The following is a 12459-nucleotide window of genomic DNA, read 5'->3' on the forward strand; positions in this document are numbered from 1 at the left end:
GTTTATACTTTTATGCTTATAATTTTTTAAATAAGTTCCAAAAAAACATCACGAGGCTCGACCTCACCACCAAGAAGTTCCTTCTTAAAATCGTATGTAGGGTTATTTAATTTTCTGTCGATGGGGAACGTTCATAATAATTTATAAATAATAAAATCGATTCACTGATTTCTTTGAACCTCATACCATTCTAATTATTATAATTGCATCCATAGTCTTAAGCATTCATTAGCGATAATATCTACAAGGCTCAAAACCATTGAAAAGGAAATTTATATGGCTAATTATGCATACATGACTATCGAAGGTAAATCACAGGGATTGATTTCTGAGGGATGTTCCACATTAGAATCAATCGGTAACCGATATCAGGCAGGGCATACCGATGAAATCATGATCCTGGCTTTTAACCACATGATGAGTAATGACGGTCATGCTGTTCATAATCCTATCACCCTGGTAAAACCTATCGATAAGTCAACACCGTTACTGGCAATGGCATTGAACGAGCAAGAAAAGGTCAAAGTGTTGCTCGATTTTTACCGCACCACGCAACATGCCAAGCAAGAGAAGTTTTTCTCCATTCAAATTAATGATGGACTCATATCAGATATCAATCTAGTCATGCCTAATATCATTGATGATGGTGCTGGTCTGATATTAGAGCATATCTCTATCAGATATAAAGATGTGACATGGACGCACCACAAAGCCGGAACGTCTGGTTATGCATTGTGGGAAATGACGAAGTTTATGAACTAAAAAAGTGCAGGGGAGACCCTGCATTCATTTTTCATCAAGCCATGTGAAGAACTTCCCTAATCCGAAGCAGACTGCAATGGCGATGATGAGATGAATGGCCTTTTCATTCCACGAAGCATAACCAACCAATAAAATATAGATGATACAAAGAAAGGATATGCTGAAAAGAGCAAATATGATGTTTTTAAATAAAAAATAAGCCGATTTTTTTAAGAGTTTAAGCATGTTATTGGCTCATGTTTATTTCTTATCAAACCAGTCAGATAACTTCCCAAGTCCAATGAAAGTGGAAACGGCAATGATTAAATGGACTGTTTTTTCACTCCAGGGGGCATATCCAACAAATAGAATATAACAAATCCAAAAGAAGCATATGCTGAAAAGAAACATGGTTATGTTGTTTAATATGAAAATAAATGCCTTTTTTAGAAAGGTAGTCATATCACTTAATCCTGTATTCTATTTTATCAATTAATTTATTAAAAATTCCATTACCATACACTCTCCTCATCTTTATCGCTTCGGTTAGTGGTTCAACATTTTCTTCAAACAGGAAGAAAAGAAAATCTAAATCATCTCTTCTCAACTCTGAATATACTTCAGGATTATGGTTTCTCAAATACATTGATCGATATATTGACCGCTTCGCCATCCCGCCAAGCAACAAAATATAATATACCGTGCCAGTAGATACTTTGGGGGCATTGCCGATTCTCTTAGCTATTTGAAAGACTGCCTGTGAAACAAGCATACTACCCACTACGGAGCCTACAGCTTTATGATAGATTGCTTCTTTTTGAGATTCAGAGGCATTTCGGTTAAAGACTTTAAATATTCTTTTTATTGCCTCAATAATTTTTTCTCTTGATACAATTCCTCTATGAATCGCTTTTATCAATCTCTCCATTTCTCGTGATTTGGCATACCGTGTATCCGTATCAATAAAATCATAGGCTAGATAGCCAAAATTCTTACCTATTTCTGATATGCCAGAACCCATCCCTTCATAAAAATCCGTAGTGGTTAGCATCTTCACTATACGGTCAGCCAGTTCATCCAAGTCTGCTTCGGTCATTGTTATTCCATCCGTGAATGACAAGATTACTTAGATTGTAGTGTAATCGACAGGTGAGCGGAATACATTCTTGTTATATTAATAGGCTGCTATCTGTCTGGTATGAATAAAAGATGTTGTTCTCAGAAAGCAATACTAAGCAATAAGACTGAATTCGGAGATATTACCCTTTCCCAGATTATCAACATAATCCGCATACCATTGAAGCATTTCCCGCCGACCATCCAGATATAGCGCGTGGTTGTATGTGGCACGGATAGTGTTTTTATCGACATGGGCTAACAGGAGTTCAATCCATGCGCTGTTATAGCCTTGTTCATGAAAGATGGTACTCATCGTGTGGCGAAAACCGTGTCCGTGAGTTTTTTATCGTATCCGACACGTTTGATGACCTGATTGATGCTCGCTGTCTTTTTTCAGATATTCAAGAATGTCTTCAGCATAGCCCTTTGACCAGTTAGGGCGCTTATGTTCGTGCCACTCTAATGCGATAAGCTTAAAGCTGTTATTGACCGCCGCGATTTTTGCCTGTTTCTCAACTTGCTTTTCTTCGCTCGGATCGCCGCCATTCGCAAGAAGCTTTCTGGCTTCCCCACGTTTTGTTCTTGCATCACCCAGTGAGATATCGGGATATGTGCCAATAGAAAGCAGTTTTTCTTTCCCTGCATAGCGATACTTTAAACGCCAGTAGCGTGAGCCATTTGAGCACCATCAATTAGCTTCATTTGGGGGTATCACTGCTATTGAACCTGCGAATACCCCCAAGTGATGCTGGAACTCAATAGACCACACTAGACCTTCGTAGCCCATATTGCAGAGGATAATGCTGATTTTAAAGGGGATTGTAGACTTTAAGATACGTCAAAAGACGAGATTATGGTACGCCCTACAGGATTCGAACCTGTGACCTACGGCTTAGAAGGCCGTTGCTCTATCCAGCTGAGCTAAGGGCGCATTGCGCAAAGAAATGGCTGCTGCTTGTCACAACAGTGGGCTGGATTATACCCACACGTCCCAGTGAGTCAACGGGTTAGCGCTGGATTTACGCTATACGGTGAATCCCTGTACAACTTTGGCGAATGTCGCTTTTTCGGGTGTGACTTTTTTGCACAATTGCGAGTGCTGTCCACACGTACTACACATAGCAATGAAAGTTTCAGTTTTATCTGCTGGATGCGTCCAGTAATTCTTTTCAAGTTATGATCGGACGTATTCTGTACCCTGCGCTGTTGGTACACTATGCCCGCATTCGTTGGGTTTTGGATGAGTGTGGGCTGCTTTCACATATCGGGTTTATCGCTCGGTTATTTGTGGATCCGCTATTCTGTCGAACTTTGGAACCTTTTGATTTATGAACATTCTTTCATCCGCATTCTTGCGCGTTTGCCTGCTGGCGATGTTGATGCTGCCTGTTGGATATTCATCGGCGGCGAGTGCGGATCCTGATCCACAGCCTGCGCAGACCGATGCGCCAGTAAAAATTAATGTTGATGCCGAGTTGGTCAAGCTGCAAAAACAGTTAGATAACATCAAGCAGCAGGTCTCAGGCACCAATAACGACAGCAAATTTGGCGCGTTGAATGACACCACGCAGGAACTGGCGAATAACGCCAGCGAGCTTGCCAATACCGTAGCGCCGCAGCGCGCTCAAATCCAGGCTCAGTTGGATGTTTTAGGGCCAGCGCCAGAACCCGGCTCTAGCATTACTGAAACCAGTGAGGTGACGCGTAAGCGAAACAGTTTGAATGCGCAAAAAGCAAAAATGGATGCGCAGAGCGAGCAGATTCAGGCGTTACGCACCAGCGCGGCCAACTTATCAGCGCAAATTGTCACTCTGCGTCGTAATGCGCTGAAAACGCAGCTGGCATTGAATTCCGGTAGCATTCTGGGCGGGCGTTTCTGGGCACCGGTTGTGACTCCGCAGGCCGAAGACGTACGTCGCCTGAGTGCCTTTCAGGAGCAGTTAAGCGATGCCTTTACTGTAGCCTGGGAGCCGGACTGGCGTTACGGTTCTGCCTTTCTGATTGTGATCGCCATGGTGATGAGTTCGACAGGGCGTCGGTATCTGGAGAAATATCTGGCCTGGGCGGGAATTCACTGGCTGCCAGAAGGGCGTCTGCGGCGGAGTTTTTTAGCTACGGCGTCGGTTATCTCGACCGTGGTCACGATCGGTATCGCAGTGAATCTGATCGACTTTACGTTTACGCGCCACGGCGAGGCTTCAGAACGCGTCGTGTCGTTCCTTGATGCGCTGGTGAGGCAGGCCATTTTCTGTTCGATGGTGGCCGGATTAGGACGCGCGTTCCTTTCAAATCAGCGCCCTTCGTGGCGTTTGCCTGCGATTGCTAATCCCGTCGCTAAAGCGATGAAGCCGTTCCCCGTGGTGGCGGCTGGCATTATTCTGATCTTCGGTTTTATTGAACAAGTGACGGCGACGGTGGGGACATCGGTCGCGGCAACCATTATGGTGAACGGCTTATCTGCGCTGTTCCTTGCGCTCACTGCCGGAACGATAACGCTGAAAAGCGATCAGATTCGTCGGCAGATGGTGCATTCAGGCGAACAGCCAGAAGCGCGTTCGACGTTATCCGGTGTTATTCATCTTGCGGTATTGGCGACGGCGTTCTCGATTCTGGTGTCGCTGGTCATCGGCTATATCTCACTGGCTCGTTTTTTGGCGTTCGAGCTGGTGTGGATTGGCATGGTGTTCTCCTGCCTGTATCTGTTCTCAACATTCATTACTGATATCTGCGAAAGCCTCTTTTCCCCCAACAATGCCAGCGGCAAGCGGATGAAAAATTCGCTCAATCTGGACGATCGCCATCTGGCTCAGGCCGCCTTGATCTTGTCAGCCAGCGGTAAAGTCATTTTAATTTTAATGGCGGCGGTCGCCTTACTTAACGGTACGTTTGGCACCACGACGCCTTTGGAACTGGTGCAAAAAGCCGTTGAGATCTGGGGCGGGAAAGGGCTGGAAACCTTAAGCATTGTGCCTGCTCATCTGGTCAATGCCGTGCTCTTTCTTGTCGTGGGGGTCTATGTTCTACGCTCCTCAAAACGCTGGCTGGAAGATGAGTTCCTTCCTAAAACGACGTTAGAGCGCGGAATCCGTGCGTCACTGGTAACGCTGTTCAGCAACATCGGCTATATCCTGATTATCCTGTTGACGCTGGCGACACTGGGGATTCAATGGAACAAGCTGGCGTGGATTGTCAGTGCGTTGTCGGTAGGTATTGGTTTTGGTTTACAGGAAATAGTGAAGAACTTTATCTCCGGCCTGATTTTGTTGACGGAGCGTCCGGTGAAAGTAGGGGACTCGGTCAGCATCAGTGGGGTTGAGGGAGATATCCGGCGGATTAATGTGCGTGCGACGGAAATTCAGTTGGGTGACCGTTCGACGGTGATCGTGCCGAACTCTCAATTTATCTCACAGAATGTGCGCAATATTACGATGGGTAACCCGTTTGGGGTTGCTACGCTGGCGCTGACGTTCCCGCTAGATATCGACCCTGAAGAAGTCCGGGCACTGCTACTGGATGCGTATATCAACCACGATTCGATTCTGGAATCACCGGCACCGTCAGTGAAGTTCAGTCAACTCACCCCAACGGGCATGGTGCTGAGCGTAACAGGCTATGTCAGCAGCCCGAGAATGGTATCGGAAGCAAAGAGCGATCTGTTGTTTGAGATCATCAAGCGATTACGGGCATCTAATATTCCGCTGGCCGTACCGCAGAAGATGGTGTTGGAAAACTCAGGGCTTGCGCTGACTGACGGCACTTCGGGTGAGGATAAATAAGTTGCTTCGCCATCCGTTATCCGACATTGGACGGGTAACGGATGAGCATCAAAGCCGTGCTGGCAGAGTGTGACGCGCGGCTATTTTCCCTGCTGTTTAATCATATCGAGATAGATTTCACGTAACTGCTGGGTAATTTTTCCAGGCTTGCCGTCGCCAATCGTTTTTCCATCCAGCATCACGACAGGAAGGACGAGCATGGTGGCTGAACTGACAAAAATTTCTTTGGCGTGATAAGCCTCTTCCGGCGTAAAACACCGTTCTTCCAGCGTAATCCCTTCCTTTTCTGCCAGCTTGAGCAGCGACTGACGCGTAATGCCGTGCAGAATATCGTTGCTGAGTGGACGTGTCACAACTGTGTCGTCATGCAGAACAATGTAACAGTTGCAGGAACTGCCTTCGGTAATGAAACCCTCTTCGACAAAGAAGGCATCATCGGCCTGATTTGCATGGGCGTACTCTTTTGCCAGGCTGGCAGCCAGCAGGCTGACGGTTTTGATATCCCGACGATGCCAGCGAATATCCTCGGTGGTGACAACGTGCAGGCCTGTTGTGGCTTTCGGGTTACCGACCAGCGAACGCGCCTGAGTGAATAGAACCAGCGTGGATTTGACGTCAGCAGAAGGGAAGTAGAAATCGCGATCGCCAGCATTGCCGCGGCTAAGCTGTAAGTAGATCGCGCCTTCTTTCAGATCGTTTTTACTGATCAGCTCATCGTGAATATCTTTGAGTGTCTCAGGAGTGACGGGCAACGTGAGCGATAGCTCGCGGCAGGAGCGTTGCAGGCGAGTGATATGATCGGGGAAATCAACTAGCTTGCCATCGATGACCGCAGTCACTTCATAAACGGCATCAGCAAACAGAAAGCCACGGTCAAATACAGAAATTTTTGCTTCATTTTCTTCCAGATACTGTCCATCAACATAAACAAGACGTTGCATCACAACACTCCTTAATAGTTGCTCAATGCAGGTTAACGCGCGTTATCCCCACAATAATGCGTTGGGCGGTAATATTTCGCTACCGTTATAGTGCAACCCGTTATTGCGATCGCGCTGCAAGAGCAGCGGACCGTCCAAATCAACCACGGCGGCACCTTGTGCGACGACAAATGCGGGTGCCATCGAGAGCGATGTGCTTACCATGCAGCCGACCATAATTTTTAAGCCTTCCTCCTGCGCGGAGTGGCGTAGGCGCAGGGCTTCCGTTAGACCGCCAGTTTTATCCAGCTTGATGTTGATCATGTCATAGCGCCCGGTCAGAGCGGCCAGCGATTGGCTGTCATGACAGGACTCATCGGCACAGACGGGAATCGGGCGGGGCAGATCTGCCAGCACATCATCTTTGCCCGCTGGGAAAGGTTGTTCGATCATCGTGACGCCAAGTGCGGCGAGTTCAGGCACCAGCATCAGATAGCGTTCAGCGTCCCATCCTTCATTGGCATCCACAATCAGGCGAGCCTGAGGGGCGCCCTCTCGAACCGCGGCGACTCTGGCCAGATCGTTTGCATCCGCCAGTTTTAATTTGAGAAGGGGACGATGGGCATTGTGTATTGCGGCGTGCCGCATACGATCGGGTGTATCTAGCGATAGCGTATAGGCGGTCTCCAGCGGCATAGGCGAAGGGAGATTCAAACGTTGCCAAATGCGCTGCTGGTGCTGTTTGCATTCCAGATCCCAGAATGCGCAATCAAGCGCATTGCGCGCCGCGCCTGCGGGCAGAATGTTTTGCAGCGTCTCCCGATCTAAACCGTTACGAAAATCGCTGTGCAATGAGGCAATTTGCGCCATTACGCTGTCGAGGGATTCGCCGTAGCGTGAATAAGGGACACATTCTCCGTAGCCTGCTACCGTGCCGGACTGAAGCGCAACCATAACGACATCCGCCTGGCGTTTGCTACCGCGCGAGATGGTAAATGCGCCCTCTATTGGCCAACTTTCGGTAAAACATTGCATCTCGGTCATAAGCTTATTCTCGGGTTAACCATCCTGTGCATCAGGGGATAAGCGCCTTGTCTACACGGCCTGAGCGGGTCACCAAGTGTAATGCTTCTTCCGGCATGTATTCTTCATTTTTCGCACTTTTAGTCGGAAATCGATGAGGCTTCATGTCGGGAAGAAAAAATTTATTAAGCGTGGTATCGACAGGGTGAATTATCTGAGATAGCTTGAATAAGCTCACTGCACTTCAGGTCGTACGTGCCGCCGTCATCAACAAAACTGGCTGGCTGCGTTTTGAATGATATTGAGTAGAGTGCCTTCTTACAGGCACTGCGTCGCTCGGACGGTCCGGGCGCTCACGTTAATTTGAGGATGTTATGGCTGATTCTACTTCTCCGCGCCGTTTTACGCGCATCGATCGTCTTCCCCCGTATGTATTTAATATCACTGCTGAATTAAAAATGGCTGCGCGTCGTCGCGGCGAAGACATTATTGACTTCAGTATGGGTAACCCTGACGGCCCGACACCTCCTCATATCGTGGAAAAACTCTGTACGGTTGCACAACGCGAAGATACTCACGGATATTCGACATCCCGAGGCATTCCGCGCTTACGTCGTGCAATCTCCCGCTGGTACGCCGATCGTTATGAGGTTGATATCGATCCTGAAAGTGAAGCGATCGTCACGATTGGTTCCAAAGAGGGGCTGGCGCACCTGATGCTGGCAACGTTGGATCATGGTGATACGGTGCTGGTGCCGAACCCCAGTTACCCGATTCACATTTATGGTGCGGTGATTGCCGGGGCGCAGGTTCGCTCTGTACCGCTGGTGGAAGGCGTCGATTTCTTCAATGAATTGGAACGCGCTATCCGCGAGAGCATCCCGAAGCCGAAAATGATGATTCTCGGTTTCCCGTCGAATCCGACAGCACAGTGCGTCGAGCTGGATTTCTTTGAACGTGTGGTTGAGCTGGCGAAACAGTACGGCGTGTTGGTGATCCATGATTTGGCCTATGCCGATATCGTGTATGACGGCTGGAAAGCGCCATCGATCATGCAGGTTCCCGGTGCGAAGGACATCGCGGTGGAGTTCTTCACGCTGTCAAAAAGCTACAATATGGCGGGCTGGCGTATTGGCTTTATGGTCGGGAACCCAGAGCTGGTCAGTGCATTGGCGCGGATTAAGAGCTACCACGATTACGGCACGTTTACGCCGTTGCAGGTCGCGGCGATCGCGGCACTGGAAGGCGATCAGCAATGTGTGCTGGATATTGCCGAGCAGTATCGCCAGCGCCGTAACGTTTTGGTGCGTGGTCTGCATGAAGCGGGTTGGATGGTTGATGAACCCAAAGCGTCTATGTATGTCTGGGCCAAAATTCCTGACGCCTATGCGCATCTGGGGTCGCTGGAATTCGCCAAGCGACTGCTGTCGGAAGCGAAGGTTTGCGTCTCCCCCGGCATCGGTTTTGGCGATTATGGCGATACGCATGTTCGGTTTGCCTTAATTGAAAATCAGGATCGTATTCGGCAGGCCGTGCGCGGTATTAAGACCATGTTCCGCGCCGATGGCATCTTACCGACGACCAAACCGGTATCAGGCAAGGGCTCCGCAGCTTAATCATCACGGCTCCCAGTCGGCTGACTGGGAGCAATATAAACATGCCGTGACAGCGGCTTATCATTTGCTAGAATGCCTACCGTTAATCTCAATCAGGATGAGTTCTTCATGTCGTTATCTCTGTCTAAATTTTCCGCGTTAACGCTGCTTTGCGTCACGCTGGCCGGGTGCCAACAAACAGGAACGTCTGCCCACAAAGGAACGGTGGCAGGTCAGTCTTCTGCGGTAACGGTCTCTCCTAACGATCAACTGAATCAGCTGTCGTCGCTGGTTGCAGCTACTCGCTATCTCAAATCAAAATGTAATCGCAGCGATCTTCCCGATGATGCGACGGTTATGAATGTTGCGTTGACAGTGGCGAAACAAAGAGGCTGGAATGTTGCGAGCTACCAGGCTTTACCGCAGCGCAGTGAAAGCCTGTATCAAGGATTATTAAAAGATAGCACGCCAAAAGAGACGCAGTGTTCGGAGTTTAACCGTACGCTGACGCCGTTTATCGATGCTATTCGCAGTCGCGGCTAGGGCGCGGCGCTTCCACTTTCATCGGCGGCGGAACGTTCATTCTCATTGAATTTTCCGCCTGGCCAATCCTCCAACGCCTCCAAAATAAACACTTCACCCTCGACGCTGAAAATGGTCATGTCCTGTTGGATTTGTTCGATGGTCAACCCTTCTATTGGCGAATCGCCTTCACGGAATTGCAGGCCGTTGAGCGTGATACTGCGCTTGGCTTCATCCGACGTGTAAACGTGTGCGCTGTAGGTCAGCGGTGGAACCTCACCATTGCTGATGGCAGGTAACGGCAATGTGGTTCTTTTCTCTGGCAGTGCAGGCGCCTCGACATGAGCTTCTTCTTGCTGAGGTGGTGTCGCCGCGGGTGCGGCTGGTGCTTGTCCCTCTGCCGCAGGCAAGGTAGCAGCTTGGGCAGCTAAAGCGACGGCAGGAGAAGTAGAACTCCCCCAGCGCTGATGGCTGAACCAGCCAAGTGCGATAAAAAGCAGAGCATAAATAACCATCAAATACCCAGGCATGGGGTATTTGGCAAGCAGCGCTGGCTGTGAGTGTGTCTGTGCGTCCGGTGCGTTATCCACGCGCTAATCCTTAATTATCTACTTAGGCCGTGTAGCCTCACATCATAAACGAAAGTAGGGTGAGTAGGATGGTGCCGTCTGCCTTATTTTGCAAAAAATAGGAAGAGCCAGAAAACTGAATCTCTCGGTTATGTGACAGTTCCTCCATTTTGATTAAAAACTATTGCAATCATAATAATCACATATGGAATCTTGAAGCGGGTCGCAAAAAAAACGTGCGAATTTGCTTTAATGAAACCATGTTTTACCCTTGTAGGTATGGCGTTTCTTTTCAAGGTTTGAATAGTCAATAAATGTGGAGGTCATAATCATTTAATTAACATTTCCGAGTGTTAAATCAGCAGTCTCATTATGTGGTTTTTACTACAGGTATTGCGCTGCTTTTTTATCAATCAGGGATGTAAAAATCTGCCGTTAATTTATGAATAAAAGCAATTTTAAAGTATGCGATTAATATCGCAGGGTTTTGTGCGGATTTATTTTTCTATTTTGATAATTAAAAAATACTGAGGGATAAAATGTTTAGAGCGGTTATTGGGACTGGTCGTTTACGCACCTGTGCGGTAGCTATTGCCTTTTCTGGGCTCGTGCTTTCCGGGTGTGATAATAGTCAGAAACCAGTGGAAGAAGCGGCTCCGCCAGATTTGCAGGTGAAAACGGCACCGTTTGGCTGGGCTGCGCAATATCAGAATACGGATGGTAAGTTTTATGCAACGACGGGGGGCGAAGGCGCACATGAAAATAGCATTTATGTCGTGACCAGCCGCCAGGAATTAAAAGATGCGTTAAATAATATACGCAGTCCCCTTTATATCGCAGGCGATGCCGATGCGGAGTTGAAGGCAAAGTTAGAGCCTAAAATTATCTATTGGCAAGGCACTATCCGCGGCGATGATTTAGGTAATGGGCGCTATGCGGATGCTGAGTATTATAAAACCAAGCCGAATAAAACAACGTTTGATTTTGATTTATATGTCAAAGCGTTCGATCAGGATTATATGGCGCAGTTGAAAGCGACGGCGGATGCGGGTGGCAGCGATGCGGCGGCGGCTAGCGCGGAACTGAGCCTGCTTAAGAAACAAAATGGTCAACGCTCGCAGTATGCCAACAACCAGAAGGCGCAGATTCAATTTCAGGTACCGCCGAATACCACGATTTTAGGCGTAGGTAGCGAAGCGAAACTGGTGGAAGGTTATTTATCCCTCAACACCTTAAGTCATACGTTTGGCAAAACTGATAACAGCAACATCATTATCCGTAATATTACCTTTCAGGCGCCGCGCGACTTTGCCCCAGCATGGGATGCCAGCGACGGCGATAAAGGGAACTGGAATGCCCGTTATGATGCCGTCTCGATTAATGCCAGCAAAAATGTTTGGGTTGATCACTGCACCTTTACGGATGGTGAACATCCTGACTATCAGGAACCGGTGTTATTTGGCAAACATATCCAACGCCATGATGGCCTGCTGGATATAGAAGACGCTGCCGATTATCTGACGATTTCCTACAACATTTTCGCTCAGCATGACAAAACGGTATTAATTGGCTCCGGTGACGGTGATAAAGGGGAATATCGAATCACTTTTGAAGGGAATTTATGGGACAACAGCGTGCAGCGTTCTCCGCGAGTGCGTTTTGGTCAGGTGCATTTGCTCAATAATTACCATCGCGGGGCAACGGACACGAATTACCCCATTCTGTATGCCGTTGGGATGGGATTCGACTCCTCCATTCTTTCCGAAAGTAACGTGTTTAATTTCCAGGGCGGGGGAGCGGATGAAAAGTTGATTATCGGCGCCTACAAGGGAAGCAAATTTAAAGACAACGGCTCCTGGTTCAATGGCAATCCGGCAAGCAATTTGAATCAAATCGCATTAGACAAATGCAGTGCATTGCAAGAAACCGAGAAGGCCGCTGCCGCAAACTCAGGGAAAGCAGTACCCGCATGGGCGCTGGAGACCTGCACCAATGAATTGGAATGGAGCCCACCTTATGCGTACAGCGCAGGGAAATCCCTCGCCGTCGTTGAGAAATATGTTCTGGAAAATGCCGGTGCGGGAAAACTGGAGATTGCCCTGCCGTAGCCATCTGATCTTACTCGTTATTTAAATTTTCATCTGTAAACCCTCCGCCTGATGTGTGTCTCCCTGTGGTAATGATTCTGCCGCAG

9 protein-coding genes, 1 tRNA gene and 1 pseudogene are annotated in these 12459 nt (G+C 48.2%); 5 read left to right on the forward strand and 6 right to left on the reverse strand.

The window, feature by feature from the left end; all coding sequences use genetic code 11:
* Positions 1-276: 276 nt before the first annotated feature.
* Positions 277-762, forward strand: a complete 486-nt coding sequence (locus I2D83_RS07065; protein ID WP_014699424.1) for an Hcp family type VI secretion system effector — start codon at positions 277-279, stop codon at positions 760-762.
* A gap of 442 nt (positions 763-1204) precedes the next feature.
* On the opposite strand, the gene I2D83_RS07070 is transcribed toward I2D83_RS07065, so the two are convergent.
* The 3 genes and pseudogenes from I2D83_RS07070 to I2D83_RS07080 form a co-directional block, all read right to left on the reverse strand.
* A complete protein-coding gene (locus tag I2D83_RS07070) occupies positions 1205-1837 on the reverse strand; it encodes a hypothetical protein (RefSeq protein WP_194430552.1) in 633 nt (210 codons plus the stop codon).
* Between the two features lie 135 nt (positions 1838-1972).
* Positions 1973-2539: pseudogene (locus tag I2D83_RS07075) on the reverse strand (tyrosine-type recombinase/integrase); the annotation flags it as partial.
* Positions 2540-2714: 175 nt separating this feature from the next.
* Positions 2715-2791 (reverse strand) — tRNA-Arg (locus I2D83_RS07080).
* 397 nt (positions 2792-3188) lie between these two features.
* Between I2D83_RS07080 and I2D83_RS07085 the strand changes: the two genes are divergently transcribed.
* Positions 3189-5636, forward strand: a complete 2448-nt coding sequence (locus tag I2D83_RS07085; RefSeq protein WP_181829041.1) for a DUF3772 domain-containing protein — start codon at positions 3189-3191, stop codon at positions 5634-5636.
* Between the two features lie 80 nt (positions 5637-5716).
* Here the strand turns inward: I2D83_RS07085 and I2D83_RS07090 are convergent, their stop codons facing one another.
* On the reverse strand, positions 5717-6577 hold the full coding sequence (locus I2D83_RS07090; protein ID WP_205947780.1) for a D-amino-acid transaminase: 861 nt from the start codon (positions 6575-6577) through the stop codon (positions 5717-5719).
* Between the two features lie 42 nt (positions 6578-6619).
* A complete protein-coding gene (dgcA, locus tag I2D83_RS07095; protein ID WP_205947781.1) occupies positions 6620-7600 on the reverse strand; it encodes an N-acetyl-D-Glu racemase DgcA in 981 nt (326 codons plus the stop codon).
* Positions 7601-7953: 353 nt separating this feature from the next.
* On the opposite strand from dgcA, the gene alaC reads away from it, so the two are divergent.
* Together alaC and gspS are read left to right on the forward strand one after the other, a co-directional pair.
* Positions 7954-9195 carry an alanine transaminase gene (gene alaC, locus I2D83_RS07100; protein WP_015841055.1) on the forward strand — a complete coding sequence of 414 codons (1242 nt, stop codon included), beginning with the start codon at positions 7954-7956 and terminating at the stop codon, positions 9193-9195.
* A gap of 108 nt (positions 9196-9303) precedes the next feature.
* Positions 9304-9717, forward strand: coding sequence for a type II secretion system pilot lipoprotein GspS (gene gspS / locus I2D83_RS07105; protein ID WP_015841054.1), 414 nt, complete (start codon positions 9304-9306; stop codon positions 9715-9717).
* On the opposite strand, the gene gspB is transcribed toward gspS, so the two are convergent.
* Positions 9714-10286, reverse strand: a complete 573-nt coding sequence (gene gspB, locus I2D83_RS07110; RefSeq protein WP_194430544.1) for a type II secretion system assembly factor GspB — start codon at positions 10284-10286, stop codon at positions 9714-9716. The genes gspS and gspB overlap by 4 nt on opposite strands.
* A 518-nt stretch (positions 10287-10804) precedes the next feature.
* Between gspB and I2D83_RS07115 the strand changes: the two genes are divergently transcribed.
* Positions 10805-12373: a pectate lyase family protein gene (locus I2D83_RS07115; RefSeq protein ID WP_180777596.1), complete on the forward strand. Its 1569-nt coding sequence runs from the start codon at positions 10805-10807 to the stop codon at positions 12371-12373.
* Positions 12374-12459: the final 86 nt, after the last annotated feature.

Source organism: Pectobacterium aroidearum (genome assembly GCF_015689195.1).
GTDB classification, from domain to species: Bacteria; Pseudomonadota; Gammaproteobacteria; order Enterobacterales; family Enterobacteriaceae; genus Pectobacterium; species Pectobacterium aroidearum.

What these genes read in the sequence shown, in the direction of transcription:
- alaC (WP_015841055.1), top strand. Translation starts at nt 7,954, where the DNA reads ATGGCTGATTCTACTTCTCCGCGCCGTTTTACGCGCATCGATCGTCTT.
- I2D83_RS07085 (WP_181829041.1), top strand. Translation starts at nt 3,189, where the DNA reads ATGAACATTCTTTCATCCGCATTCTTGCGCGTTTGCCTGCTGGCGATG.
- I2D83_RS07090 (WP_205947780.1), bottom strand. Translation starts at nt 6,577, where the DNA reads ATGCAACGTCTTGTTTATGTTGATGGACAGTATCTGGAAGAAAATGAA.
- dgcA (WP_205947781.1), bottom strand. Translation starts at nt 7,600, where the DNA reads ATGACCGAGATGCAATGTTTTACCGAAAGTTGGCCAATAGAGGGCGCA.
- I2D83_RS07115 (WP_180777596.1), top strand. Translation starts at nt 10,805, where the DNA reads ATGTTTAGAGCGGTTATTGGGACTGGTCGTTTACGCACCTGTGCGGTA.
- gspS (WP_015841054.1), top strand. Translation starts at nt 9,304, where the DNA reads ATGTCGTTATCTCTGTCTAAATTTTCCGCGTTAACGCTGCTTTGCGTC.
- I2D83_RS07070 (WP_194430552.1), bottom strand. Translation starts at nt 1,837, where the DNA reads ATGACCGAAGCAGACTTGGATGAACTGGCTGACCGTATAGTGAAGATG.
- I2D83_RS07065 (WP_014699424.1), top strand. Translation starts at nt 277, where the DNA reads ATGGCTAATTATGCATACATGACTATCGAAGGTAAATCACAGGGATTG.